This window comes from Arthrobacter sp. JUb119 (genome assembly GCF_024807995.1).
Taxonomy (GTDB): Bacteria; Actinomycetota; Actinomycetes; order Actinomycetales; family Micrococcaceae; genus Glutamicibacter.
In genome coordinates, this window is record NZ_JANUFE010000001.1 from 1,086,728 (window position 1) to 1,112,151 (window position 25,424).

General features: G+C 54.3%; 25 protein-coding genes. 4 read left to right on the top strand and 21 right to left on the bottom strand.

Annotated elements, in window-relative coordinates; all coding sequences use genetic code 11:
• Positions 1-289: 289 nt before the first annotated feature.
• The 10 genes from M2368_RS05160 to coaD form a co-directional block, all read right to left on the bottom strand.
• Positions 290-1,567 carry a CDP-glycerol glycerophosphotransferase family protein gene (locus M2368_RS05160; RefSeq protein ID WP_498724099.1) on the bottom strand — a complete coding sequence of 426 codons (1,278 nt, stop codon included), beginning with the start codon at positions 1,565-1,567 and terminating at the stop codon, positions 290-292.
• Positions 1,568-1,615: 48 nt separating this feature from the next.
• Positions 1,616-2,077, bottom strand: a complete 462-nt coding sequence (locus tag M2368_RS05165; protein WP_105659212.1) for an FAD synthase family protein — start codon at positions 2,075-2,077, stop codon at positions 1,616-1,618.
• A gap of 66 nt (positions 2,078-2,143) precedes the next feature.
• The gene (locus M2368_RS05170) at positions 2,144-3,034 is read right to left on the bottom strand and encodes a glycosyltransferase family 2 protein (RefSeq protein WP_498724100.1); all 891 of its coding nucleotides are present in this window, start codon (positions 3,032-3,034) and stop codon (positions 2,144-2,146) included.
• A gap of 40 nt (positions 3,035-3,074) precedes the next feature.
• A complete protein-coding gene (locus M2368_RS05175; protein WP_498724101.1) occupies positions 3,075-3,893 on the bottom strand; it encodes a CDP-alcohol phosphatidyltransferase family protein in 819 nt (272 codons plus the stop codon).
• Between the two features lie 2 nt (positions 3,894-3,895).
• Positions 3,896-4,933, bottom strand: a complete 1,038-nt coding sequence (locus M2368_RS05180) for a glycosyltransferase family 2 protein (protein ID WP_498724102.1) — start codon at positions 4,931-4,933, stop codon at positions 3,896-3,898.
• A 12-nt stretch (positions 4,934-4,945) separates the two neighbouring features.
• Entirely contained in the window at positions 4,946-5,833 is an 888-nt protein-coding gene (locus M2368_RS05185) for an ABC transporter ATP-binding protein (RefSeq protein WP_498724103.1), read from the bottom strand.
• Positions 5,823-6,671, bottom strand: a complete 849-nt coding sequence (locus M2368_RS05190) for an ABC transporter permease (protein WP_105659227.1) — start codon at positions 6,669-6,671, stop codon at positions 5,823-5,825. The genes M2368_RS05185 and M2368_RS05190 overlap by 11 nt, the downstream gene beginning before the upstream one ends.
• A gap of 136 nt (positions 6,672-6,807) precedes the next feature.
• Positions 6,808-7,782, bottom strand: a complete 975-nt coding sequence (locus M2368_RS05195; protein ID WP_498724104.1) for an LCP family protein — start codon at positions 7,780-7,782, stop codon at positions 6,808-6,810.
• A gap of 210 nt (positions 7,783-7,992) precedes the next feature.
• Entirely contained in the window at positions 7,993-8,895 is a 903-nt protein-coding gene (galU, locus tag M2368_RS05200; RefSeq protein ID WP_105661167.1) for a UTP--glucose-1-phosphate uridylyltransferase GalU, read from the bottom strand.
• A gap of 55 nt (positions 8,896-8,950) precedes the next feature.
• Positions 8,951-9,421, bottom strand: coding sequence for a pantetheine-phosphate adenylyltransferase (gene coaD / locus M2368_RS05205; RefSeq protein ID WP_105661166.1), 471 nt, complete (start codon positions 9,419-9,421; stop codon positions 8,951-8,953).
• Between the two features lie 110 nt (positions 9,422-9,531).
• On the opposite strand from coaD, the gene M2368_RS05210 reads away from it, so the two are divergent.
• Together M2368_RS05210 and M2368_RS05215 are read left to right on the top strand one after the other, a co-directional pair.
• Entirely contained in the window at positions 9,532-10,743 is a 1,212-nt protein-coding gene (locus tag M2368_RS05210; protein ID WP_498724105.1) for an aminotransferase class I/II-fold pyridoxal phosphate-dependent enzyme, read from the top strand.
• The gene (locus tag M2368_RS05215; RefSeq protein ID WP_498724106.1) at positions 10,740-11,522 is read left to right on the top strand and encodes a spermidine synthase; all 783 of its coding nucleotides are present in this window, start codon (positions 10,740-10,742) and stop codon (positions 11,520-11,522) included. Before M2368_RS05210 ends, M2368_RS05215 begins: the two co-directional genes overlap by 4 nt.
• Here the strand turns inward: M2368_RS05215 and rsmD are convergent.
• Genes rsmD through M2368_RS05235 form a run of 4 tightly spaced genes read right to left on the bottom strand, consistent with a single transcriptional unit; the run spans position 11,499 to position 16,320 of the window.
• Complete coding sequence (gene rsmD, locus M2368_RS05220; RefSeq protein WP_498724107.1) at positions 11,499-12,083, bottom strand: 16S rRNA (guanine(966)-N(2))-methyltransferase RsmD; 585 nt, start codon at positions 12,081-12,083, stop codon at positions 11,499-11,501. The two genes, M2368_RS05215 and rsmD, sit on opposite strands and share 24 nt — an antisense overlap.
• Before the next feature lie 19 nt (positions 12,084-12,102).
• On the bottom strand, positions 12,103-14,289 hold the full coding sequence (locus M2368_RS05225) for an ATP-dependent DNA helicase RecG (RefSeq protein ID WP_498724108.1): 2,187 nt from the start codon (positions 14,287-14,289) through the stop codon (positions 12,103-12,105).
• A complete protein-coding gene (locus M2368_RS05230) occupies positions 14,282-15,250 on the bottom strand; it encodes a DAK2 domain-containing protein (protein WP_498724109.1) in 969 nt (322 codons plus the stop codon). Before M2368_RS05230 ends, M2368_RS05225 begins: the two co-directional genes overlap by 8 nt.
• A gap of 23 nt (positions 15,251-15,273) precedes the next feature.
• The gene (locus M2368_RS05235) at positions 15,274-16,320 is read right to left on the bottom strand and encodes an LCP family protein (RefSeq protein ID WP_105661161.1); all 1,047 of its coding nucleotides are present in this window, start codon (positions 16,318-16,320) and stop codon (positions 15,274-15,276) included.
• 141 nt (positions 16,321-16,461) lie between these two features.
• Here M2368_RS05235 and M2368_RS05240 point away from each other — a divergent pair, with 141 nt between their 5' ends.
• Positions 16,462-16,911 carry a DUF3515 domain-containing protein gene (locus tag M2368_RS05240; RefSeq protein WP_400289345.1) on the top strand — a complete coding sequence of 150 codons (450 nt, stop codon included), beginning with the start codon at positions 16,462-16,464 and terminating at the stop codon, positions 16,909-16,911.
• A 77-nt stretch (positions 16,912-16,988) separates the two neighbouring features.
• Here M2368_RS05240 and M2368_RS05245 read toward each other — a convergent pair whose 3' ends face one another.
• The 6 genes from M2368_RS05245 to leuC all read right to left on the bottom strand — a co-directional run bounded on the left by M2368_RS05245 (position 16,989) and on the right by leuC (position 23,584).
• Positions 16,989-18,101, bottom strand: a complete 1,113-nt coding sequence (locus tag M2368_RS05245) for a D-alanine--D-alanine ligase family protein (protein WP_402741357.1) — start codon at positions 18,099-18,101, stop codon at positions 16,989-16,991.
• On the bottom strand, positions 18,101-19,135 hold the full coding sequence (locus tag M2368_RS05250) for an NAD(P)H-dependent glycerol-3-phosphate dehydrogenase (protein WP_286134529.1): 1,035 nt from the start codon (positions 19,133-19,135) through the stop codon (positions 18,101-18,103). Before M2368_RS05250 ends, M2368_RS05245 begins: the two co-directional genes overlap by 1 nt.
• Positions 19,136-19,168: 33 nt before the next feature.
• Positions 19,169-19,852 carry a lysophospholipid acyltransferase family protein gene (locus M2368_RS05255; RefSeq protein ID WP_105661158.1) on the bottom strand — a complete coding sequence of 228 codons (684 nt, stop codon included), beginning with the start codon at positions 19,850-19,852 and terminating at the stop codon, positions 19,169-19,171.
• A gap of 95 nt (positions 19,853-19,947) precedes the next feature.
• The gene (murA, locus tag M2368_RS05260) at positions 19,948-21,267 is read right to left on the bottom strand and encodes a UDP-N-acetylglucosamine 1-carboxyvinyltransferase (protein ID WP_332503888.1); all 1,320 of its coding nucleotides are present in this window, start codon (positions 21,265-21,267) and stop codon (positions 19,948-19,950) included.
• A gap of 257 nt (positions 21,268-21,524) precedes the next feature.
• Complete coding sequence (gene leuD / locus M2368_RS05265; protein WP_498724110.1) at positions 21,525-22,130, bottom strand: 3-isopropylmalate dehydratase small subunit; 606 nt, start codon at positions 22,128-22,130, stop codon at positions 21,525-21,527.
• A 14-nt stretch (positions 22,131-22,144) separates the two neighbouring features.
• Complete coding sequence (leuC, locus tag M2368_RS05270; protein WP_041649644.1) at positions 22,145-23,584, bottom strand: 3-isopropylmalate dehydratase large subunit; 1,440 nt, start codon at positions 23,582-23,584, stop codon at positions 22,145-22,147.
• Between the two features lie 122 nt (positions 23,585-23,706).
• Between leuC and M2368_RS05275 the strand changes: the two genes are divergently transcribed.
• Positions 23,707-24,432: an IclR family transcriptional regulator gene (locus tag M2368_RS05275; RefSeq protein WP_105659150.1), complete on the top strand. Its 726-nt coding sequence runs from the start codon at positions 23,707-23,709 to the stop codon at positions 24,430-24,432.
• Between the two features lie 27 nt (positions 24,433-24,459).
• Here the strand turns inward: M2368_RS05275 and thiL are convergent, their stop codons facing one another.
• A complete protein-coding gene (gene thiL, locus M2368_RS05280) occupies positions 24,460-25,407 on the bottom strand; it encodes a thiamine-phosphate kinase (protein ID WP_498724111.1) in 948 nt (315 codons plus the stop codon).
• Between the last annotated feature and the right edge of the window lie 17 nt (positions 25,408-25,424).

A 25,424-nucleotide genomic window follows, 5' to 3' on the forward strand; every position in this document is an offset into this window, starting at 1 on the left:
CAATGTTTTAGCTGCTATCCCCCGCTTAAGTCGTTCAGCGGAACAGCCTGGAAATCGCGCGTGTACAACATGAATAGGCCACTAGCACCACACGGCAGTGGCCGTCATTTCATGTGATCCACAGTCTAAGATTACCGCCCATGGGCGCTCAAATCAGTTTGAAACCGCCACGGACACCTGCAAATGGCCATAGAGTCTGCTTCGACTGGAGCGTTGTCATTATCTGGCGCTTAAAGCAATTGGTCCCAATTCGTATGGTAAGAATTGGGACCAAGGAGTCAGCGGACCTCTAGCTGTGCCAACCCCGGAAGTTCTCCAGCTTTCCTTGACGTTCAACAATCAGCTTCTGAATGACGTCCTGGAATCGCTTAGTTGAATCCCCTCGGTTCAGGTCGCCAAAGTAGAACTGGCGCATTTCAATGCGCTGATCCTTGTGTCCGTCACGAGTCAGTGCATCGGCGAGCAGGTCTCCAACGTTCTTCACGCTATCTTGGTCTACCACGTGGCAGGCCTGCGCAACTGGTGCATCGCGGTGAAGAATCTCGCGGTTACTACGTCGGTCGGAAATGACTAACGGATTGCCCGGGTGGAGGTACAGGTAGTCCAGGCCTACGCTGGAAACATCGGTAATCAGCGCATCGGTCGACTCGAACATGGCCAAGATATTGCCCTGTTCGGATATCACGTGCTCTGCGCCGGCTTCATTGGCAGCTTCGATCATTTCCAGAATGCGTGCGTGTGCCTGAGCAACGCCAGGAGTATTGCTTTCCTGAATTCGTGGGTGCGGCTTATAGACGACGCGCCAAGAAGGGTTCTCCAATAATGACTCGACAATGGCAACACCGTATTTGTCCAACGAGGTGTAGTTGTTGTCTTCGTTTTCCCCTTCCCACGTCGGCGCATACATGACATCGAACTTCTCGCTTGGTTCCAATTCGAGTTCGAAGTTGATATCCAGCTGTGGACGACCGGTGACTTCCAATTTGTTGAACTCGAAGTCAATCAACATTGCCTCGTGGCGCTTGATGGCTGCAGGGCCTGCGACAAAAACCTTGTCGTAGGCCTTGGCCTTATTCGAAACCATCGAGAGTTTGTCGCTCTCACCATGGTTTACATGCACGTGAACAAGCCTTGGGTGATCCAGGGACTGGAAATTCGTGCGCGAATTGTTGGTGTATATGACCAGCTTCAGGTCATTGTCATCATACAGATCCATGAGATCGGTCAATCGGCGTACATAGATCCTTGGCAGGTCGGTAAATTTCTCCGCCGCTTTGAAAGCACTCAAAGTACGGAAGACCAGCAGTACTTCTTCTTTCTCATGCAGTTCTTCAAGCACCGGAAGCCACTGAGTCACCTGATAGATCTTGTCAGCGCCATCGCCGAAGTAAACCGCTACAGATCCTGGTACCGGAATGTTGGATACACCAACATTCACATTGGCCGACGGACGACCGGTTAGCCCCATCAGACGGGATATCCGTTTTGCTTCCGGACGTCGCCCCACTTTTTGCAGGGCGCCCTTTACGCTGGACTTGATGGAGTCTGTGATGTGCTCGCTAGCCATGAGTACTTTCAAATCTCGAAAACAACAACTTACAACTAAACGAGTTTACTAGCTCAGTTCCTTCACGATCTGGCTCAAAGTGTCCAATGTGTTCTTTAACGACGTGACATGTCGCTCATCGAACTCGCTCAAGACACGTTTCATTTCGGTTGTCGAGATACCTGAGGTACGTGGAAGGTAGACAACTTCGACTTCATCACCGAGGTCGTCAAACTTGCCCTTCCAGTCTTCGCCGATGCCGAAGACCTTTGCATCGTACTTCTTGATGTCAGTACGTTTCTGTTCCCAGTTTTCTTCGGGAATGGCGAGGTCTACGTATTTGATGGCCTGGACGATCTCAAGACGCTGCTCGAAAGGAACTACAGGCTTCTTGCCCTTGATGGCGTTGAACTCATCAGTGGATACGCCAACAACCAGGCGGTCGCCCTTCTCCTTGAGACGCTTCAGGATATTCAGGTGGCCGATATGGAACAGGTCAAAAGTTCCGTACGTCAAAACAGTTTTAGTCATGGGTCCCTTTCGAAGTAAGGTAATAGCTTCGCTTGCTTAGCTAGTGGCGCTCACTTGTGTTCGTCGTTAGATAATAGGCAGACGACCCGCGAGGGTCATGCGAACTATTGTTTTCCATCTAAGTTTAGGCCGTGGTTCACGGTACCAGGGGCTGCCGGCCCAACCTGCCCGCCATCCGGCTATGTACTGGGACACAGCGCTTTTGTTGTGTCGCAGCCGCAAGCACTCAATGAGCATCCAGGTTGTTGGATAGATCCAACGCAGCGGCACGGGCAAGTTACGGCGAGCCAGCCATACGCGGTTACGGGCGTTCAAACGATAAAACTCGTCGTGGCGTCGTGGGTCCACGATCGGATGGCCAATCTGCATGTCGCCGGCATACCAGACGTAAGTGCCGGTGTCCCATACACGCCAGGCAAGTTCGATGCCTTCATGCGCGTACCAGAATCCCCCTGCCCAGCCACCCGTGGAATCAAAAATTCTACGGGTAGTAACTAGGCAAGTTTCCCCCACGTGGAAAACTTTGCTTGGTTCAGCTGCCGTTCGTTTTTTCAAGCGCGGGATCCAACGTCGTGGATTCTGGTCTTCATTTTCCGGATCAGTGATGCGCGGCTGCAATAGCCCCATGCGAGGGTAATGCTTGAACCGTTCGACAGCCGTAATCAAGAAGTCTTCATCGATGAACCATGAATCGTCATCGAGGAAGCACAAGTATTCGCCATTTATCTGGTTCACTCCAGCATTGCGGCCGGCTGGAATGCCTAAGTTCTCTGGAAGAAAATGAGTCTTGATCCCTTCAGGGATATCCGTTGGATCCCATCCGTTGCCTACGACTACAGCGTCAATCTGCACTGAACGTTGGGCCAGCAAAGATTCCAGGGCGCGTCGGAGCTCAACCGGGCGGTTACCCATGGTCAACACAACTACGCCGATGGTCGGCTTGATCTCTGCAGGCATTTGTCCTCTAAGACGGTGGGATATACGGAATTAGGTCAAACTATGCTTTGAGTCGGGACGAGGCCATATTGGAAAGGAAATGCCCAAAGTTCACCAAGACGCATGCAGGCAACAGGATCCAGATCATCCACTTTTCAGCGACTCCTGGAATACCAACGGTTACGGAGATAATTGAGCATCCAAGAATGATCAGCGATAGTTCCACTGCGTGCAGTAGCTTATGGAATGGCAAGAAGCGAGCCAAGGAACGCAGCTTTCCAACGAGTGAAGTTGTTGGAACAGATCTGGCGGCGGCAGTATCCGGCAATTTCCCGAGACCCGCCATGCCTCTGGCCGCATGAACCATGAGTGACTGCGAACGGTTCAGGACCAGAAGAACCGACAGGCAAGCGGCCATGAACAGTGTAGTCCAGGCCTGCTCAACTGAGGAATCATCCGCAGACAGTTCTATGAAGACCCGGTAGCCCAAAGCAATTGGGATCAGCGCCTCTGTTGTGTGGTGCCCAACCATGTCAATGAAAATACCGCGGGGAGATTGAGTTCCCCTCCAACGTGCGACTTCTCCGTCAGAACAGTCAAAATACAGCTGGAGCTGCGACAAGATTACTGCCAGCAACGGTCCCCAGATGCCAGGGATCAACAGCGCTAGGGACATGCACCAACCCGCAAGAATCATCAAGCCGGTAACGCCATTGGCACTGATACGCGTGCGCACCAGTATTGCGGTGAGGTAAATGGAGATATGGCGCAGGTACAGCTCAGCTGTCCAGTGCTCGGCATTCTTACGCGCACGGACTTCCGGAGGTTGGCAGACCGCACGCAGCTGTTCGAGCGTTGGATTCTTTGGACGTTCAACCATGATTACCTAACGCGCCCTTTGTCGACAGTGCCGGCTGCCCCGTAAAAACGACCCTTGATGTATCCAACAGCCCAAGGCAAATGGATTGCGGGGAAAGCACATGCTGCCAGCAACTTGTCTTTCAATCCTTTCGCGTTGCTAGTCAGCCCCGCAGCCAACGCGATCACTGCATAGACCGCAGGGACGGCCTTGGCCAAGTTCAAAACTACGCTCACACGAGTTGGGGCTGCTTCGCGGACTAGTGGCTCAACTACAATTGCCGCCAGTCCTGTCGCGACCCCCAAAAGCAATATTGGTGGAACGTCATGGCGTAACGACTTACCTTCGGGGAAGCGCCGGGCAATTTCTGCACGCCAAGTGCCCGAAGCCATGGACTGGTTAATCAGGGATTTGAAGCTATCACGCGGATAGTAGCCGACCTTTAGTTCTGGATCGAACCAAACGGTATGGCCAGCTTGGCGAATACGCAAGCAGAGTTCCCAATCCTGGGCTCGCCATAGTTCTTCGTTGTAGTAACCGACTTCTTCAAATACCTCGCGACGGAAGATACCGAGGTACGCAGATTCAGCAGGGCCTTCCGGGGCACCCGAATGATACGCCGGGCCGCCAAAACCGAACTTCGAATGATAAGCTGCCGCGATTCCGCGCTGGACGGGTGTACGCCCCTTGGCGTCCATCAGCCCACCCACGTCATGGGCGTCGGCACGGTAAAGAGTCTCAACACCACGCCGCGTGTAATTCTTAGGAATTTCACTATGCGCATCAACGCGGATTACGATCGGCAACCTTGATGCACGTATCGCCAGATTCAATCCGATCGGGGTCCTGCCCAATGGATTATCGACAAGAATAATTCGTGGGTCCCCCACAGACAATTGTTTGGCAACGTCATTGGTAGAATCCGCGCTAGGACCAAGTGCCAGAACCAGTTCTTTCTCTCCGGCATACTCTTGCGCGAGGATCGAGGACACTGCCTCTTCCAAATAGCTTGCTTCGTTGAGCACAGGCATAATATAAGAGACGCCAGGAAATTCAGTCATTCGTGTCGGGCCCTACTTCTTCGCTTTCAGATGCTTTTGATATTCCTTGATCACGATATCCGGATCACCATCCATCATTTGAACACCCTTTTCGATCCAAATAACACGATCGCAAGTTTCCTTGATCGAACTCATAGAGTGCGAAACGTTGAAAATAGTGCCTGCACTGTCTCGAATTTCGCGAATCTTCGCTTCGCTTCGTTTGCGGAACTTTGCATCTCCGACCGCCAATGCCTCGTCGACAATCAAAATATCGTGCTTTTTGGACGCAGCGATAGCAAATTTTAATCTTGCGCTCATACCCGATGAATAAGTATTCATCGGGAGATCAATAAATTCCTGCAGCTCTGCGAAACGAGTTATTTCGTCTCGCATTTCTTCTACTTGCTCACGGCTATAGCCCAGGGCAAGCCCGCCCAGGGTGATATTCTTATCGCCGGATAGATCCGGGATCAGGGCTGCCCCCACTCCAAGCAGACTCGGGCGCGACCGTGCATAGACCGCGCCGCTGGAAGGTGGGGTTAGACCAGTAATTGCTTTTAGCAAAGTCGATTTGCCGGAGCCGTTCGAACCGATTACACCTATGGATTCGTTCTCATACGCAACAAAAGTAATACCTTTTAGCGCATGTACGGTTCGTACACCTTTCAACTGTGGCTGCAGAAGTCTTCTTGCGCCTGCGTTGCCAACTGCCTTACCACTCGAAAACACTTCATATTTAACATGAAGGTTGTCTACGATCACTACTGGTTTCCGTGACTCATTGATATTGAGCCTTGAATTCTCAATATCCTCAGGTTGAACCACATCAATAAATGACGTGTCATCAGAGAAAATAGGTGCGGGTTCATATTCAGGGTGGAGATCTGGATTAATCAGATCGTCAAAACTAATTCGCACGACCGTAACGCTCCTCAGCCTTCCAGAAGTAAAGTAAGCCAAATGCAAGTGTAGCGAGTGACCAACCGCCGACCACCCACCATGCCCAAGAATCATATTCGGCCTGGTTCATCACCAGTCCACGAGCAATTTGAAGAGTTTGATAGAGGGGGTGAATGTCGAAAATTGCTATCATCCAAGGCCAATGGCTCAGCAAACGATCGGCACTAAATAGGACGCCTGACGTATAGAACAGAACACGACCTACAAGAGGCAAAATCTGCGTGAAGTCTCGAACGTGCACAGTGACGCGAGCACAGATTAGTGCAATGCCCATGTTGAATACTGTGAACAAAGCTAGCAGCGGTATGATGCCAAGCCATGTCCATTTTGGTGTCGTTCCCAGGATCATCGCGTAAATGAACATTACGGCCAGCATGGGCATCAGCGTTAGGAAATTCTGAGTTACTTGCGCTACCGGGAGGGATAACCGTGGGAAGGCAAGTGACTGCACCAGGGACTTGTTCCCCGTAATCGATTTCGCGCCACCATTCATGGATGTAGTGAAGAATTCAAACAAGAAGACACCAATGATGACGAAAACTGGGAAATCCGGTGCCTTATTTGGCCCCTGCAACACGCCAAAAATGAAGCCATACATAAGTGCGTTGAAAGTCGGCTTCAAGACAATCCAGATCATGCCCAAACGATTTTTCTGGTTCTGGGATTGGACGCGTGCTTTAGCCAGCTCATAAATGAACTCGCGGCGTTGCCATGTCTGCTTCAGATAGTTGGCCAATGTCGGCCTTGCACCAACACGGTGCAAGCCGTATTTTTCGGCCTCATCTGCAACTGTCATGCGAATTATGTCCTCTTGTTCGAATGCTACTTGATGCATTATCGGCTAAGCATAGATGTACAAAGTCTAGTAGATGGAGAGCTGTTCTTCTGGCTTTCGCTCTTCAGCCTGATGTAGTACATCCCACATCTACTATTTACGGTGTTTCAGGCGGGTTTTCGCGAAGGTAGTCGGCCATTGCATCGCCTTGCAAAGCTTCGCTAATTTGAGCAATAGCGAGTTCGCTTGCCAATTCTATCGATTGCCCATCCGCGCTAGTCGATGTTCCAGCGGTTGGCATGGTGAACATCTCCATATTCTCCGTGTCCACATTTTTGAGTTGCAGTCCAAGTCCGACCAATGTTGCGGCATCAAAGTCGTCGTCAAAGGTCAGATAAGGAGATACCTTGTCGACGATGTCGTACAGCTTGACAGGGTTAGTTAATGTTCCTGATGAGAGCACCTGATTTGCTGCTGCAGCGATGAACTTGCGTTGATTCGCGACACGTTGGTAATCACCATTGGTAAACGACTTTCGCTCACGCACAAATCGAAGTGCGCGATCGCCCTCCAATGTGATGTCGCCGGCTGGGTAGAAATAGTCCGTGTCGTTTGCCGTGAATGGGATCTCATTATTGACAGTCACCCCACCGAGAGCAGTCGATAATTCACGGAACCCTTCGAAATCAACCATGGCTACATGATCAAGCTTGGTGCTGAAGAGTCCTTCTATCGTTTGCATCAACAGAGGAACCCCGCCAAGCGATATCGCGGCATTGAGCTTGTTCATTCCATGCCCCGGAATCTCCACATACATATCTCGAACCATCGACATAACATAGACCTGTGAGCGGTCTTCCGGGATATGAACAAGCATCATTGAATCGCTACGTTGTGAAACTGCCCCATCAAGAGCTTGAGCATCGGCGGTACCGTCATCGGCATGATCGACGCCCAGTAGTAAGACATTCATGGACTTATCTTCAGGATCCTTGATGGGACGAGCTTGTTCCTCGGCATCTGAAAATCCTAAAGCCACGGTATTGGATTTCGTGTTGAACTGTCGCTGCAAATCGAATAGGACATAGCCAGCACTGAGCACTGCCACCAGGAGCACTACAACTACAGACACGACAATGCCTTGTGTTCTCTTCTTTTTCCGACGTTCAGATCGAGTCCGCGCACTCCGCGACAAAAAGACTGAATCTTGGTCTTGCACTATTCTCATTCCTACTCCACCGGGCAACGATCCCCAAAGGTCAACGGCAGCCTGGGTGACTTCGCGCAATGAAAAAGACTACCCAAGATAAATGTGATTATCCTGAGTAGCCTAGGTCAAGAACTAGTCTTCTAGAGTTCTAACGAAATTCTTCAACCAAGTCTTCAAGTTGGCCCCGAGTTCTTCGTTCTCCACAGCAAGGGTAATGTTCGCTTGCAGATAACTTAGTTTGTCACCTGTGTCGTAACGCCGGCCTCGGAAAACTACAGCGTGGACACCAGCTCCCTCGCCGTCGGCAGTCGCCAACTCTTGGAGAGCATCCGTTAACTGAATTTCATTGCCCCGACCGGGAGCCGTGTGCTTCAGTATCTCGAATACACGGGGATGCAGTAGATAACGTCCAATGACAGCTAGATTACTCGGTGCTTCTTCGACGCTCGGTTTCTCAACCAACCCATTAACTTTGACGTAGTCGGCATCCGCTACCCGGGACACATCTGCACATCCATAAGCACTGATTTGTTTTGGATCAACTTCCATCAGCGCAATAACTGAACCGCCAGTCGACTTTTGAATGTCAATCATGGAAGAAAGCAAGTCATCATCTTCATGGATCAAGTCGTCACCGAGAAGAACCGCAAATGGTTCATCCCCTACATGTTGCTTGGCACATAAGACTGCATGACCCAGCCCGCGAGGATCGCGTTGCCGTACGTAATGGATATCCCCCAACGCTGTGGCATCTTGCACCAGCGCGAGCTTCTTCGTATCACCCTTCGCTTCAAGAGACGCTTCCAGTGACGGAACACGATCAAAATGGTCTTCAAGAGCGCGCTTGTTTCGTCCGGTAATCATCAGGACATCATTAAGCCCAGCACGAGCAGCTTCGGCGACCACATATTGAATCGCTGGCTTGTCTACAACTGGGAGCATTTCCTTGGGCATTGCTTTTGTTGCTGGAAGGAATCGTGTCCCTAAACCGGCTGCCGGAATGACCGCTTTAGTAATGGCGCGAGGTGCAGACATAGTGTTGAATCCCCTATCTTCGGATTAGTTAATGGCGACAGTATTGCGCAACTACCTACGGATGAGTAAGCCTCTTGATTACAGCGCGCGGGAAGTATTCATCTACGTCCCCTCCAAGAGCCTGTACTTCCTTGAGCAGAGATGAGGAAAGATGCGTGTATCGCGTATCAGCCTGAAGGAAGACCGTTTCCACACCTGTGAGATGCCGATTCATCGTGGCCATGGGAATCTCATAGGCGTAGTCAACAGTGCTACGCAATCCCTTGACGATTGCTTCCGCTCCCTGCTCCTTGCAGAAATCAGCTAGCAGGCCCTGGCCCATCGGCACAGCGGAAACCCCACGCAGTCCACCGACAGTTTCTTCTACCATGGCGACTCGTTCGTCTTCGCTGAAGCGATACTTCTTGGAGTAATTCGTGGACACTGCCACGATCACCTCATCAAAAAGGCTCGCCGCGCGCGCAATGATTTCGACGTGTCCATTATGAATTGGGTCAAAAGAACCCGGGCATACCGCTCTTCGCATGAACTGAATCTATCAAGAACTCATGTCAAATTAGCGATCTGATGTGAATGTCTCGTAAAGATTCCATGACTTAATGCCCTTGTTCCTATGTACAGGACGATAATGGACTCATGAGCATTGAATTCACTCCATGGCAGCGAACCGCATATGGTGCCAACCTCCTAGATTCCACAGGCCAGCCTGGAGTGACGGTCTTTGAAGAAATCACCGCATTAGCGAATCATCACAAGGCCATCAATCTAGGCCAGGGGTTCCCTGATTCCGAGGGTCCACCAGAAATCAAGCAAATTGCCATGGACGCAATACAAGATGGCGCTAACCAATATGCACCAGGTTCAGGGACGCTGAACCTCCGCGAAGCTATCGCTGCGCATCAGGAGCGGTTCTATTCGCTGAAGCTTGACCCACAGACTGAGGTCGTCGTTTCCACTGGCGCAACTGAAGCCATCGCTGCTTCCCTGCTGGCTTTCCTGGAACCTGGCGATGAAATTGTGACCTTTGAGCCTTATTACGATTCCTATGCAGCCATGATTGGGTTGACCAACGCTGTGCATAAGGTCGTTCAGCTCAAGGCTCCGAATTTCGAACCAGATTTGGATGACCTTCGACGTGCGGTCACTGACCAGACGCGGGTAATCCTTGTGAACAATCCCCATAATCCTACTGGCACCGTATTAGATGTATCGGTGCTCCAAGAAATCATTGCCCTGGCACATCAGCACAACTGCATCATCATCTCCGATGAAGTCTATGAACATCTGACTTTCGGTGTGCGACATGTTCCTATCGCGAGCCTGCCCGGTGGATCAGAACGGACCATCACCATTTCTTCAGCGGGCAAGTCTTTCTCCTTTACCGGCTGGAAAGTAGGCTGGGCAACCGGTCCTCGCCAGCTGATTACTGCTGTCCGAACAGTGAAACAGTTCCTGACCTACTCCTCGGGCCCAGCTTTCCAACCGGCAGTAGCGCAAGCCCTGCAACTTCCAGACGCCTTTTTCGAGCGCTTCGCTGCCGATCTCGGACAGTCGGGAGAAAATCTCGCATCAGGTCTGGAAACAGCTGGCATCCCAGTGATTCGCCCAAAGGGGACCTACTTCTTGGTTGCTGATGTACGTGGCTTTGAATTGAATGATGCTGCTGAAGTAGCACGAATGATGCCCGAGCGCCTCGGAGTTGCAGCGATACCGATGTCGGCCTTTGTCCATCCCGAAAACCGAAATGATTACCAGGGCCTACTGCGCTTCGCCTTCTGCAAAAAGCCTGACGTGATTTCCGATGCGGTTCAGCGATTGCAGCGCCTGCCAGAGGTGTTCTCCAATTGACACGAAAGCCGGCTAAACGGTGGCTTGGTTTCGTCCAGGAACACGCCACGATTTACGACGATGACTTGGTCCCCGGGTCAAAAATACTCGCCATCGGCGACGCACCCCAGTCGCATGTCAATCTTTCGCATCCGGAAGAAGTCTTCTACGAATATCTCGCGCGCATTGCCAATCATCTGAAGGTCCTGCACCCAGAAGAGCGTCCAATGAAGATGCTGCATCTCGGCGCAGGCGCCTTGACCCTGGCTCGCTGGGCGAGTGTGGTTTATCCCTCGAGTACTCACGTAGCCGTAGACATTGAGCGGGAACTTCTTGATTTCGTTCTCACGCATCTGCCTTTGCCTCAAGGCTGCGACCTGTCTCCAATTGTTGCCGATGCAAGGAGCGTCCTCGCTGAACAACTGGTCGATGAAAAGTTTGACGTCATCGTACTGGATATCTTCTCTGGGCCGGACGCACCAGAACACCTCACCACCGACGGCTACTATGCAGAACTCAAGAATTCGTTAGCCAACGACGGATTGCTGTTCGTGAACATTGGCGATGACCCTCCCTTGGATTTCACCTGTTCTCAAGTTGAGGCAGCAGGTTCCAGCTTTGAATTCGTGATGCTGAGTTCAAGTCCGGAAATGTTTACCAAGCGCTTCCCCGGGAACTTGATATTGACAGCGTCCGGCCAACGATTCCGGGACGATCAAATACTCGAATGCCAGGCAGCGGGACCATACCCGTCAGAGGTTCGCCATTCGATGGATCTAGATGGGTTCTGCAAACCATAGGTGCGTTTCGCCGTATTTCTTGTCGGCGAACTTCTCCATGGCGCTCGGCCATGTTGGTTCGGGTGAACGACCGGAACGCTCGACGATCACGGTGGCATCTTCAGCTAGGATTCTGGATATCTTCTCGAGCGTGACAGCTAGTTCTTCTTCAGTCAGCGGGTAAGGAGGATCCAGCAAGACCACGTCAAAAGTCTTGCTGGGCACTCCCGAAACTGCGTTGTAATAACCATCGAGGACGCTATCAACACTCCCGCGCTGAACCGTCACGGTATCGGTCTTCAAAACCTTATTCACCAGTGCCGCATTTTGCTGGCAAACAGAGACCGCTTTGGGCGCCTTTTCTACAAGAACAACCTGCCGGGCACCGCGGCTGGCTGTCTCGACTCCTAGCGACCCTGATCCAGCAAAGAGATCCAACACTCGTGCGCCAGAGAGAATATCCCAGCTTTCCAAACGGGAGAAGAGAGCCTCTTTGACCCGGTCCGTTGTAGGGCGTGTTGCTTCACCAGGGACGGACTTCAATGGACGCCCGCCGGCGGCTCCAGCGATTATTCGGCTCATTGCCTAGATCTTCCTTCAATCAGTTCTTATTCAAATATTCTTTGGTGGATTCATCAAGCCAATTCCCGGCAGCCACCAGGAGTCCGGGGTGTTGACGTCCCCAGCTGCCATCGGCAAGGAGGAGACCCGCATCGGTTCTCGCCCGATCAATCAGCGAGCGATCCTTGATGATGCTCAGTTCCCGCAACGACGATCGGCTACCCGATTGCTGAACGCCGAGGATATTTCCTTCCTTGCGTTCCGCCAAGTCTGCCTCGGCTAGCTCAAAGCCATCAATTGTTGACTCGATCGTCTTCAAACGTCCAATCGACGGATGGTCCGCGTCCAACCATGTGGTCATGAGGCACGTCCCGGGAAATCCGCCACGGCCTACGCGGCCACGAAGCTGGTGGAGCTGCGAGATGCCAAAGCGCTCAGCATCCATGATCACCATCAACGTCGCATTATGAACGTCAACGCCGACTTCAATGACAGTCGTAGAAATCAGCACGTCAATTTCGCCACGTGCAAAGGAATCCATGGTTTCTTGCTTGTCTGCTGCATCCAGTTGCGAGTGCAACGCTTCGGTACGTATCCCAACAAATTCAGGCATCCCACCCAGCAACTCCTGCATGGCTTCGACGCTCATGGTTTGTCCAGCAGAATCTTGATAGGTCGCTAGGAGTACGCCTTGTTCCGCTGTCGTGTCCGAAATTCTTGGACACACCACATAGACTTGGTGGCCTTTCTCCACTTCCTCAATGATCCTTGAGAACAACCTGTCGCGGAAACCGGTCAGCTGCATGGGCACAATATGCGTTTGGATCGGTGCGCGCCCAGCGGGCAGGCGCTTGATTGTCGACGTGTCCAAATCGCCGAACACGGTCATAGCGACGGTTCTCGGGATCGGCGTAGCAGTCATGACCAGGGTATGCGGAACAGGGCCGGCCGCCTTAGCCCGCAAGGCGTCGCGCTGTTCAACGCCAAAACGATGTTGCTCATCCACGACGACTAGGCCAAGTTCAGCAAATTGCACCTGATCGCCTAGCAGGGCATGCGTACCGATCACCAGTCCTGTTTCGCCGCTGGCAATACCTAATAGGGCTTCACGACGCTGTGCAGTTTTTGCCGAACCTGTCAGGAGCGCGACTCGAGTTCCTTCGCCTTCGCCGAACAATCCGGGTTCTGCGAGGTTGCCAAGCATCTTCTTGATAGACGCATAGTGCTGGGCGGCCAGGACTTCTGTCGGCGCTAGGAGTGCTGCTTGGCCTCCGGCATCGATCACCTGCAAGATGGCGCGTAGCGCGACAATGGTCTTGCCGGAACCTACCTCTCCCTGCAGCAATCGATGCATCGGATGTGGCTGTGCCAGATCGTCAGAGATTTGTTCTCCGACGAGGAGCTGGTCTTCGGTCAGGGTAAACGGCAGGATGGCATCAAATTTATCGGCCAGTCGTCCTGGCACCTGTGGACGCGCGATAGCTTTCTGCGCTCCCAGCTGGCGACCGCGTTCCCCTAATGCCAGCTGCAGCAAGAAGGCTTCTTCAAAGGCAAAGCGCTGTCGAGCAACGTAAGCGTGCTTGATTTCTTTGGGGAAATGTCGATCCAAGAACGCTTGATGGCGTACTGGGTAATGATGGGTGCGTAGGAGTTCTGCTGGAAGAAATTCAGGAAGGTTCTGATCTGTGAATTGTTCCATCAACAACGCCATCAAATCCCTGATGCGCTTATTCGGCATCTTCGCCGAAGCCGGATAGATAGGGATAGGGCGCGGATCCGCTTGTGATGCCTCATCCAGGATCGCGTATTCGGGCTGGCTCAGCTGCAGGTGGTCCTGGTACCAGCCAACCTTGCCGCTGAACATTGCAATAGTTCCAATATCCAGGTCCGTTCGGGCTTGGTAACCATTGAAGAAGGTCATCTTCAGTTCTTGGCCGCCTGGACTGAGCTCATCGCTAACGGTCACTTCAAAAATGAAACCGCGACGCGAGTGCATCTGTCGCTGGCTAACGTTGACCACCTGGGCTACAACGGTGACGTGCTCGTCAAAGGGAAGCTCTGAAATTGGCGTAAGTTCGCCTACTTCGACATAGCGCCGCGGAAAATGCCAGAGGAACTCCCCCACTGTGCTGTAGCCGAAGGCCTTTTCCAGCGCGGTGGCGTTCTTATTTCCGAGGAATGTTGAGAGTTCTGCATTCTCAAACGTTGTCAGCGTTGTTTCAGCCATCGTGGGTGCACAGGTCGGTGACGCTGATATTCACTGGGTCACCGTATTTCTTGATCAGGTCCAAGGCTTTTTCAGACTCCGGGACATGCACATGTACGCGCCAACGGTAGGTGTGTTCTTCAAGCTGGTTTACCGGGGACATGATCACGGAATTGCCCATGGCATCTAGCTGACCGCGCAGAGTAGCGGCGCCTAATGCGTCCAGAGAGACAGTGCACATGACTTCGACGCCGGTCTCAGTGTCATTGTTCAGATGAACATGCGGATCCTGGACCTGATAGCCATGGAATTTCTCGTAGGACTCAAAATCAGTCGCGTCGCTTCGAATAGCAGCGCAAAGTTCATCGAGGATGATCAGCATGCCCACCGCGCCCGCATCTACTACACCGGCTTCAACGAGGGACGGGAGCTCTGTTTCAGTTCCCTTCACTGCCAATCGAGCCGCTTGGCTCATCTGGGTCAATACCGTGTCCAATGCTGCACGGCTCTCTAAATCACACTTCAAGTGAGCAAGGGTTGAGCCTGCGGCCAACGCGATGGCGTTGATCACGGAGAGCATGGTGCCTTCGACCGGTTCACTCAGTGCTGACCAGGAGCGCACCTTGGCACGTTCAAGCCCAAGGGCTAGCAGCGGCGCGGTAAGCCGCTCGTAACCGACCCACGGTTCACTCAGGCCGCTGAGAAATACAGCCAACAGGGTTCCAGAGTTGCCGCGCGCCGATTCCATTGACGCGCGCGCGGCAACTTCTAAGAAGCCACCGATGTCGTCGCTTTCCAGTTTACTCACTGCATCGTGACCTGCCCGTGCAGTCAGATACAGGTTACTGCCCGTATCTCCGTCTGCTACCGGGAAAACGTTGATGGCATTGAGCCGGTCAGAATGGTTCCCGAGACTCTTGACACTCCGTGCGAGCCATTCTCTGATGGCACGCACCGAGGTATCGAGTTTTTGGGGAGTCATGGAAAGTTGGTCCTTCAGTGGAGTTATCGTGACAGGTCAGTAGTTTCTACAAACTCTGCCATCTTGTCTTCTTGCAGTGCCTTGCCAAACTTCTCAATCACTTCCATATCCGGAATGACAATTGACTGTCCGTCGGCAGAACGTCCCGGACCCTTGTTAGGGAGGGTGAAGAATTCCATATCGTTCGAACGCAGGTTCAGCATGGAGGAAGCGTAAGAGGCAACCTTGCCAGAATCCAGAGTTTCATCAACTGCAATGAACGGTGCAATTTGAGAAACAACTTCAGAAACCTTACCCGGGTTGGTCAGGGTTTCCTTGGACATCAACTGACCAAGCAAAGCCTTGACGAAAAGCTGCTGGTTCTTGACGCGCTCGTAGTCGCTGCCTGGGAAGGACTTGCGTTCACGGACAAACGCCAGTGCCTGTTCACCGTCCAGAGTTTGAACACCCTCTGGGAAGTACATGCCATTAACAATCGACTGCTTGAAGCCGCGCGGATTATTGACGGTAACTCCGCCCACTGCATCGGTTAGACCCTTGAATCCTTCGAAATCGACGGACGCGACGTGGTTAATGCGAACACCAAAGAGCCCCTCAAGGGTTTCGACTGCTTTGGGCACTCCACCGCTGGCAAAAGCGCGGTTGATCTTGGCAGTGCCTACGCCCGGAATATCAAGCCAGGTGTCGCGCATGACGGAGGTGACAAACACATTCTCGCGGTCTGCAGGAATATGAACCAGCATCATGGTGTCTGAGCGGCCACCGTTAGGCAGGGTACCAAAGTCTTCACTGTCCTCATCCGCCTCACGAGTTGCGCGAGTATCGCTTCCGAGCAGCAGAATGTTGACGGCGTCCTTGGACTCGTCATTGACTTCAGGACGAGTTTCTTCCGCAGGGAAGGCATCCGTAATGGTCTGGCTTTCAGAATCGAAAGTTCTGCCAAGGTTCCAAAGGTAACCGGCGGCAACAAGCGCCGCGACCATGACAAGGGCAAGCACGCTTAAGACGATGGCTCGCCCGGTGCGCTTTTTCTTTTTGCGCGGTCGCGCTGGGTGCTCTTCAAAGGACATTTGCTACCTTTCACAGTTTCAACTCTGTACATCCTATCTTTCAGAGTGCCGATGTAGTCTTATAACGTGTCTAAAATCAGCTTGAAAGCCCGACTGTCACCAAAACTTAACCGAAAACTTGCTCAAACTTCGGCATTGGTGATGAGCGGTACTTTATTACTACCAGTACTTGCAGGCTGCGCATCAGTCGCTTCCGTGGATGCTGCCCCGGACGCAGCCAACCCGCTTTGTGCGGAAATGATGGTTGTCCTGCCCGAAGCCATCGATGATGCCGAGCGTCGTTCAACGACCTCGCAGGCAACCTCGGCCTGGGGCGACCCGTCAAAAGTTGTCTTGCGTTGCGGTGTCGAAGTTCCAGGACCCACTACTGACCCCTGCGTATCCGTGAATGACGTCGACTGGGTAGCGAATGAGGATGAAGAATCAGGTATCTGGACCTTGACTACTTATGGCCGGACGCCAGCGACCGAAGTCGTCTTGGATCCTAACGTCATCCCGTCAAGTACCGTGCTGGCCACACTGTCGGATGCAGCCCAGAAGATCCCGGCTTCCAAAAAGTGCGTCAGCGTTGACAAGTCAGTGAACTTGTAAGCGGATCGCCTACAAGCAAAGCCTGAGGGTGTGTTGATTCTTCAACACACCCTCACGCTTTAACGGCTATTCCCGGATTAGCGCAAACCGATATTCCGGTCGGTAGCCAGCCCAATCAGCTCATCAATAAGTTCACGGTACTCAATTCCCGTTTTGGCCCACATTTGCGGGTACATGCTTGACGGCGTGAAGCCGGGCATGGTGTTGATTTCATTGATGATCCACTCCCCTTCGGGAGTATGGAAGAAATCAACTCGAGATAGGCCTTCTGCATCAATAGCATCGAAGGCCTTGACTGCAAGTTCGCGGATCTGGCGAGTGGCTTCTTCGCTCAAATCTGCTGGGCAGCTGAGCTCGGCGGCGGCGCCATCAACATATTTCGCTTCGAAATCATAGAAGGTGTGCTCATTATCTGCCACCGCGATTTCGCCTGGCAATGAGGCACGCGAAGGTTCGCAGCCGCGGCCTTCAAGAACACCGCATTCGATTTCACGGCCAACGATCCCCTGCTCGATGATCACCTTGGGATCTTCAGCACGGGCAATCTCAATAGCGGCACGAAGCCCCGAAGGCTCGTCTACCTTGGTGATGCCTACCGAGGATCCCGCGCGGGCCGGCTTGACGAACAACGGGTACTGCAGGTCTTCGCAACGCTTCATGGCAGCTTCGCTGTTGCGCAGCCACTGCTTGTTGGTGATGACTTCGTACGGGCCTACTTTGAAGCCTGCCCCTTCGAAGACTACCTTCATGAAATGCTTGTCCATGCCCATCGCACTGGCTGCGATACCGGAGCCAACGTAGGAAACGCCAGCCATTTCCAGCATGCCCTGGATTGATCCATCCTCGCCGAACGGACCATGAAGCAACGGGAAGACCACGTCGATCTCGCCCAGATCTGCCACCGTGGAGTCCGAGTAGGACAGCAATGATGTCTTCTGCGCGTCGGTGGAAAGATGCACCGGATGATCCACCGAGGAAATTTCTGGCAGCTTGCCAGTATTCAGTGCCCAACCTTCTGGATCCTCGTCCAGCAGGGTCCAACCGCCGTCGCGGGTGATACCCACCGGAACAATTTCGAAACGCTCGCGGTCGATGGCGTGCATGACGCCGGCCGCAGTAACGCAGGAAACGGAATGCTCTGAGGAACGGCCACCGAAGAGCAAGAGGACGCGGAGCTTGCGTTCAGTCATTAGTGACGTTCTCCTTCAGATTTCAATTCACGCGACAACAGGCGTGCAGCCATATTTTCAACGCTCAAGGTGCCCTCCAGGACCATGACCACCGCTTCGGTGATTGGCATTTCCACGTGATGGGCCTGGGACAGGTCGAATACGGCACGTGCTGATTTGATGCCTTCCGCAGTCTGCGACATGCGGTCATTGACCTCTTCCAAGAAGAGCCCCTGGCCAAGCAGGCGTCCTGCAGTGTTGTTGCGGGAGAGCGAGGAAGAACAGGTAGCCACAAGGTCGCCTAGGCCAGAAAGACCTGCCAAGGTGTCCAAACGGCCGCCCAGGGCGAGGACCAAGCGAGTGGTTTCAGCCAAGCCACGCGTTATGACGGTGGACTTGGTGTTATCGCCCATTCCCATGCCATCGCACATGCCAACGGCAAGGGCGATGATGTTCTTGACGATTCCGCCAAGCTCAACACCCAAGACATCGTCATTAGTGTAAGGACGGAAGTATGCAGCGGAACACAGTTCAGCAATCCACTGCGCAATATCAGAATCGGTGCAGGCCACGACCGAAGCGGTTGGCTGCTCACGTGCGATTTCCATTGCCAAGTTTGGTCCGGACAGCACAGCGATCTGCTTTGCAGGCAGCCCGGTGACTTCGGCGATTACCTGGCTCATGCGCAGATCGGTCCCGCGTTCAAGACCCTTCATCAGTGAAAGCAAGACCGCTCCGGGTTCAAAGAATTCTTTGAACTTCGCCAATTCCTGGCGCAACGACTGAGCCGGAATCGCCAAGACGACAAGGTCAGCGTCGTTGAGAACGGTCTTCGGATCCGATGATGCCGAGATGTTGGCCGGAAGCTTGGTTTCGCGCAGGTAGCGTGAATTGGTGTGGCGTTCATTGATTTCAGTGGCGGCGTCTTCGCGACGGGCCCAAATCTGAACGTTGATGCCCTTGTCTGCAACGGAATCAGCAAGCACCTTGGCGAAGGTTGTCCCCCAGCTGCCAGCGCCCATGACGGCGATTTTGCGTGGTAGCGGCTTAGTCAATGTCAGTCCTCTGGAAGGTGTTGATCAAGGTAATTAGTTATCCGGGGTATCGAAATTGCGGCCAGTCTTCGACTGTCCATGCTTGCTGGGATCCCAACGTGCAGCTGGTGCTTCTTCTTGGCGCAGTTCAGCGGTCAGTGCGGTGATCGCGTCCATGATGCGATCGGTGGCTTCTTGCAGCACTGCCCGAGTCCGCGGGCCATCACGCAAGTCATCAAGATCCACTGGCTGGCCAACTGACACCGTGACGTGCTTTCGCGGGAACGGATACATTTTCTTGGAATAGCGCGGCAGCAGTTCCTGGTCGCCCCAGTGAGCCATCGGTACCACTGGTGCGCCAGTCTGCAGGGCCAAACGGGCGGCACCGGTTCGTCCTACCATTGGCCACAGAGCAGGGTCGCGGGTCAGCGTCCCTTCCGGGTAGATGACTATGACCCCGCCGGCGTCCAGGACTTTTCGGGCCGCGGCCAGCGATTCGCCAGCATTGGATGCGCTGCGTGACACCGGAACCTGTCCGGTCTCGCGAAGCATCCATCCGAGCACTGGGATCTTGAACAAGGATTCCTTGGCCAGCCAGCGTGGCAGCCGGCCATTGCTGTAAATAGCATGGCCGACAACCAACGGATCAATCTCGGTCAGGTGATTGGGGCAAAGGATGTACCCGCCCGGAGGGAGGGTTTCGAAGCCCTTCCACGTTTTGCCCATTAAACCGTTCATGGCAGAACGGACAATGCCCGCCAATAGCGAGAAAACCCGTTTAGTCTTAGCAGATTCGCCAGGGGCCAGAATCTTTACCACGAATCGGATCCCCTTTAGTTGCTCAGCTCGACATTTGCGCCCAGGGCCTGCAGCTTCTCCATGAAGTGCTCGTAGCCTCGGTTGATGATCTCAATGCCGGTGACCTTGCTGGTGCCTTCGGCAGCCAGAGCAGCGATCAAATGGGAGAAACCGCCACGAAGATCAGGAACATCGATGTCGGCACCGGTCAGCTTCGCTGGGCCTACGACAACAGCAGAATGCTTGAAGTTGCGCTGTCCGAAGCGGCAAGGGGTGGACCCGAGGCAGTCGGTGTGAACCTGGACGGTGGAACCCATGCGAACCAGCGCATCGGTGAATCCGAAGCGGTTCTCATACACAGTCTCGTGAATGACCGATACGCCCTTGGCCTGGGTCAGGGCCACGACCAGCGGCTGCTGCCAGTCAGTCATGAAGCCCGGGTGGACGTCGGTTTCCAGGATCAGTGGATTAAGGTCTCCACCTGGGTGATAGAAGCGAATGCCGTCGGACTTGACGTCGAATTCACCACCGATTTGGCGGTAGACGTGCAGGAAAGCAGTCAAATCACGCTGGGTCGCGTCCTGGACGAAAATGTCGCCCTTGGTGACCAGCGCGGCAGAGGCCCATGACGCGGCTTCGTTGCGGTCAGGCAAAGCGGAGTGATCGAAGCCCGTAAGCTTCTCAACACCCTGGATGCGGATCACGCGGTCGCGGTGCACCGAGATGATGGCGCCCATCTTCTGCAGCAGCGAGATCAGGTCTAGGATTTCTGGCTCAATGGCCGCGTTGCTGACTTCGGTGACACCCTTGGCTCGAACGGCCGAGAGCAGGACCTGTTCGGTGGTGCCGACACTTGGGTATTGGAGTTCAACCTTGGCGCCGGTTAGCCCATTAGGGGCCGAGATGCGGATGCCATCGGCTGCCTTGTCAACGATCGCTCCAAAGTCGCGCAGCACTTCCAGGTGGAAGTCAATCGGGCGGTCGCCGATGCGGCAGCCACCCAGATCCGGGATGAACGCTTCGCCCAAGGCGTGGATCAATGGTCCGCAGAAAAGAATAGGGATACGCGAGTCACCGGCATGGGCATCGATCGCCTGATTCGAGGCGGTCTTGACCTGGGTAGGGTCCATGGTGAGATCGCCGGTTTCAGGGTCCTGGTCAACCTTGACACCGTGGATTTCAAGGAGGCTGCGCACGACAGCTACATCTTTGATCTCCGGTACGTTGCGCAATACCGAAGGGGTATCGCCAAGCAGAGCCGCGACCATGGCTTTTGGCACTAGGTTCTTTGCTCCGCCGACTCGTACGGTGCCCTTGAGCGGGACACCACCATGGATCGTCAGGATCTTACCCATGTATGAATTACCTCATCGCGTAGTCGTTATCGCCCGCCGAAGCTTCTAGGCTTTCGAACTGGCAGGACTAAGTAAGCATACCGCCTCTGTACCTGCCAGTATGCCCAGATCATCTCGTGGCGCACACATTGTGAGCATGCTTTCAGACAGACCTATTATGCTCTGCCGAAATTCATTCCATTAGGAATGCAATAATCCGCTCACCCCTAACAACGTCAGGGAGGAGCGGACCATTCCATTTATTTTGAACTCGGTGCTTAGCCTGTGGTTCGTGCTGGCAGAGTCTGCGGCTTATGCGCTGGACGCTTGGCTTCGTATGCGGTGATATCTTCCTCATGCTGCAAGGTCAGACCGATATCGTCCAGGCCTTCCATCAAGCGCCAGCGGGTGTAGTCGTCAATCTGGAACGGTGCCGAGATGGAACCGCACTGGACCGTACGCGATTCCAGATCAACGGTGACCGTGGTGCCTGGATTGTTCTCCAGTTCCTTCCAGATCAATTCAATGTCGCTCTGGGCAACTTCAGCAGCAACCAGTCCCTGCTTGCCCGAGTTGCCACGGAAAATATCGGCAAAACGAGCGGAGATCACGGCCTTGAATCCGTAGTCCTTCAACGCCCAGACAGCGTGCTCGCGCGAAGAACCGGTGCCGAAGTCGGGTCCTGCCACCAGCACGGAGCCGGTATTGAAAGGTTCCTGGTTCAGGATGAAGTTCTCATCCCGTCGCCAACCCGCGAACAACGCATCCTCGAATCCGGTGCGGGTGATGCGCTTGAGGTAAACGGCAGGAATAATCTGGTCCGTGTCCACATTGCTCTGGCGCAGTGGAACACCAATACCAGTGTGGCTGACAATCTTTTCCATGACGGTGATCCTTCCTAGACCGAAGCCGGTGCGTTGACGAGGTCGCTAGGCGACGAGAGGGTTCCACGGATTGCGGTAGCCGCGGCCACCAGTGGCGACACCAGGTGGGTACGTCCGCCCTTGCCCTGTCGTCCTTCGAAGTTGCGGTTGGAGGTGGACGCGCAGCGCTCCCCCTCGGCCAACTGGTCCGGGTTCATGCCCAGGCACATGGAGCAACCTGCAAAGCGCCATTCAGCACCGAAATCCTTGAAAATCTGGTCCAGGCCTTCTGCTTCGGCTTCCAGCCGAACACGCGCCGAGCCGGGTACCACGATCATGCGGACATCAGGATCCTTTTCCTTGCCCTTGATGACCTGAGCTGCTGCACGCAGGTCCTCCATGCGGGAGTTGGTGCAGGACCCCAGGAAGACGGTATCCACGCGGATGTCCTTCAGCGGAGTGCCGCCGGTCAGACCCATGTAGTTCAAAGCACGCTCGCAGGCCTTGCGATCATTCTCGTCTTCGAAGTCTTCCGGAGAAGGCACATTCTCAGACAGCGAGACACCCTGGCCCGGGTTGGTACCCCAGGTGACAAATGGTTCAAGTTCATCTGCATTCAAGAAGACTTCAGCGTCGAAGCGCGCGCCTTCATCGGTGTGCAGCTGCTTCCAGTCCTCGACGGCGGCGTCCCAGTCTTCGCCTGCCGGTGCGTGCGGGCGCCCCTTGACGTATTCGAAGGTGGTCTCGTCCGGAGCGATCATGCCGGCGCGGGCGCCAGCCTCGATGGACATGTTGCAGATGGTCATGCGGGCATCCATGGACAGCGAACGAATCGCTGAACCACGGTACTCCAGCACGTATCCCTGGCCGCCACCGGTACCGATCTTGGCAATGACCGCCAAGATGATGTCCTTGGAGGTAACACCAGGCTTCAAGGTGCCTTCGACGTTAATCGCCATGGTCTTGAATGGCTTCAAGCTCAGCGACTGGGTGGCCATGACATGCTCGACTTCCGAGGTGCCGATACCCAAAGCAAGGGCTCCGAAGGCGCCATGGGTCGAAGTATGCGAATCACCGCAGACAACAGTCATGCCTGGCTGGGTCAGACCCAGCTGCGGACCTACCACGTGAACGATGCCCTGCTCCTTGTCGCCCAAGGAGTGCAGGCGAACACCGAATTCCTTGCAGTTATCCCGCAGGGTGTGGATCTGGGTGCGGCTGGTCAGGTCGGCAATGGGCTTGTCAATATCCAGCGTGGGAGTGTTGTGGTCTTCGGTCGCAATCGTCAGGTCCGGACGACGCAGCGGACGGCCAGCCAGGCGCAGGCCCTCGAAGGCCTGCGGCGAGGTCACCTCGTGCAGCAGGTGGAGATCAATGTAGATCAAATCCGGCTGGCGAGCTTCGCCTTCGCCTTCTCCTCGGCGCACAACATGTGCATTCCAGACTTTTTCTGCCAATGTCTGGGGCGACTGCATGGCGGACATGCGACACACTCCTCAAGCTACGAACATTTGATACTCCAACTTTGACACTTCATAGATCGACTTTTCCAGTATGCGGACTTGAATCTCAAATACTGAGACATGATACTGGAACTATGACAACAGGCAGCGGCGTAGGCGTACTGGACAAGGCAGCAGCCATTCTCAACGCATTGGAGAATGGACCCACTTCCCTGTCACAGTTGGTGGAACTCACCGAAATCTCGCGTCCTACGGTGCACCGTATTGCCCAATCGCTGGTTCACCATGGATTGGTGGGACGCGACATGCACGGCCGCTTTGAGTTGGGGAACCGTCTGGTGGAACTCGCCAGCGCCGCTGGCGAAGACCGATTGGTCAGCGCAGCGGGCCCCGTGCTCATCAAGCTTCGCGACCTCACCGGTGAAAGCACGCAGATTTTCCGCAAGCAGGGCGATTATCGTGTGTGCATCGCCAGTGCTGAGCGTCCAATCGGCCTTCGTGACACCATCCCTGTTGGAACCCAGCTGTCCATGAAAGCCGGCTCGGCAGCCCAGATTCTGCTCGCCTGGGAAGACAATGAACGCATGGTCGACGGATTGCATCACGCGCGCTTCACGCCGACAATTCTGGCTGGGGTCCGTCGACGTGGTTGGGCCCAGTCGCTGGGAGAACGCGAGCCAGGTGTTGCTTCCGTATCAGCACCAGTTCGAGGGCAATCCGGACGAGTCATCGCGGCGCTGTCCTTATCCGGCCCGATTGAACGGCTCACGCGCCAGCCAGGGAAAATTCACCACGAAGCCGTGACTAGCGCCGCCCACGAGCTTTCCGAACTGCTGCGCATCCAGAATGACCGCGCGTAGCCAGCTCATGGAGCACGTTCGGAGCAGCTAGCCGAAGTGGTCAAAGCCTGTCTCAGGCTTTGCGACCTTGCCATCGAGTTTCACTACTGCGCGGCGACCATTGGCCGGCTTGGCAGCACCAATTACGGTGAATTCCTCTGGGATTTCAATTCCCTCTGGGAAGGCAGCAAGGAGTCCAAAATCTTCGCCGCCGTACAATACCCACGACATTGGATCGGTGCCGGTCAGTTCTGAGGCGGCTTCCAAGCGAACAGCATAATCCTGCAATGCGGAAGACTCTAACTCGAGATTCACATGGCTGGCTTTGGCCAAGCGACCAGCGTCACGGATCAGCCCATCAGATATGTCCATCATGGCTGTAGCACCCGCTTCCGCGGCACGCGGGCCGGATTCCAACGGTGGCACGGGACGGCACTGCGCCTGGACCAGCCGGCGCACCGCCCGGCTCCAGCCTTGTTCGTTGCGATCATGTTCCAGGACGGAAAGCCCTGCCCCAGCAGCACCGACACGTCCCGCCACGGCAATGCGGTCGCCAACTTGGACTCCGCTCCTCAGGACCTTGCCATGCTCGCATTCGCCCAGAACTGTAGTGGTAACGGAAATTTCTTGGGACTTCCCGAGGTCTCCCCCGAGAATTGTAAGTTCCTGTGCGCCAAGTCCCTGAATAGCCTCGGCTATGCCGCGGCTGAAGTCCCTGACCCATTCCACGGAAGTGCCTTTCGGCAGGGACAAAGAAATCACGGCGCCAGTTGCGTGACCGCCCATCGCATTAATATCCGAAACATTTTGTGCAATGGATTTCCACCCGATGTCATAGGCTCTGTGCTCTAGCCCGCTGGGCCAGATCAACCGAAAATCTTGATTCTCAACCAGGGTATCCACGGAGACGAGAACTTCCGTTCCGCGCACGCGCAGCGCGCCTGCGTCATCGCCAGGCCCGAGACTTGCTTGTTCTGAATCAAGCAGCGGCAACATCGCGTCCAGGATGCCTT

Bases quoted from the DNA above. Each gene is read 5' to 3' on its own strand.
- M2368_RS05160 (WP_498724099.1), bottom strand. From the start codon at position 1,567: ATGGCTAGCGAGCACATCACAGACTCCATCAAGTCCAGCGTAAAGGGC.
- M2368_RS05165 (WP_105659212.1), bottom strand. From the start codon at position 2,077: ATGACTAAAACTGTTTTGACGTACGGAACTTTTGACCTGTTCCATATC.
- M2368_RS05170 (WP_498724100.1), bottom strand. From the start codon at position 3,034: ATGCCTGCAGAGATCAAGCCGACCATCGGCGTAGTTGTGTTGACCATG.
- M2368_RS05175 (WP_498724101.1), bottom strand. From the start codon at position 3,893: ATGGTTGAACGTCCAAAGAATCCAACGCTCGAACAGCTGCGTGCGGTC.
- M2368_RS05180 (WP_498724102.1), bottom strand. From the start codon at position 4,933: ATGACTGAATTTCCTGGCGTCTCTTATATTATGCCTGTGCTCAACGAA.
- M2368_RS05190 (WP_105659227.1), bottom strand. From the start codon at position 6,671: ATGACAGTTGCAGATGAGGCCGAAAAATACGGCTTGCACCGTGTTGGT.
- galU (WP_105661167.1), bottom strand. From the start codon at position 8,895: ATGTCTGCACCTCGCGCCATTACTAAAGCGGTCATTCCGGCAGCCGGT.
- coaD (WP_105661166.1), bottom strand. From the start codon at position 9,421: ATGCGAAGAGCGGTATGCCCGGGTTCTTTTGACCCAATTCATAATGGA.
- M2368_RS05210 (WP_498724105.1), top strand. From the start codon at position 9,532: ATGAGCATTGAATTCACTCCATGGCAGCGAACCGCATATGGTGCCAAC.
- rsmD (WP_498724107.1), bottom strand. From the start codon at position 12,083: ATGAGCCGAATAATCGCTGGAGCCGCCGGCGGGCGTCCATTGAAGTCC.
- M2368_RS05225 (WP_498724108.1), bottom strand. From the start codon at position 14,289: ATGGCTGAAACAACGCTGACAACGTTTGAGAATGCAGAACTCTCAACA.
- M2368_RS05230 (WP_498724109.1), bottom strand. From the start codon at position 15,250: ATGACTCCCCAAAAACTCGATACCTCGGTGCGTGCCATCAGAGAATGG.
- M2368_RS05235 (WP_105661161.1), bottom strand. From the start codon at position 16,320: ATGTCCTTTGAAGAGCACCCAGCGCGACCGCGCAAAAAGAAAAAGCGC.
- M2368_RS05240 (WP_400289345.1), top strand. From the start codon at position 16,462: ATGAGCGGTACTTTATTACTACCAGTACTTGCAGGCTGCGCATCAGTC.
- M2368_RS05245 (WP_402741357.1), bottom strand. From the start codon at position 18,101: ATGACTGAACGCAAGCTCCGCGTCCTCTTGCTCTTCGGTGGCCGTTCC.
- M2368_RS05255 (WP_105661158.1), bottom strand. From the start codon at position 19,852: ATGAACGGTTTAATGGGCAAAACGTGGAAGGGCTTCGAAACCCTCCCT.
- murA (WP_332503888.1), bottom strand. From the start codon at position 21,267: ATGGGTAAGATCCTGACGATCCATGGTGGTGTCCCGCTCAAGGGCACC.
- leuD (WP_498724110.1), bottom strand. From the start codon at position 22,130: ATGGAAAAGATTGTCAGCCACACTGGTATTGGTGTTCCACTGCGCCAG.
- leuC (WP_041649644.1), bottom strand. From the start codon at position 23,584: ATGCAGTCGCCCCAGACATTGGCAGAAAAAGTCTGGAATGCACATGTT.
- M2368_RS05275 (WP_105659150.1), top strand. From the start codon at position 23,707: ATGACAACAGGCAGCGGCGTAGGCGTACTGGACAAGGCAGCAGCCATT.
- thiL (WP_498724111.1), bottom strand. From the start codon at position 25,407: ATGTTGCCGCTGCTTGATTCAGAACAAGCAAGTCTCGGGCCTGGCGAT.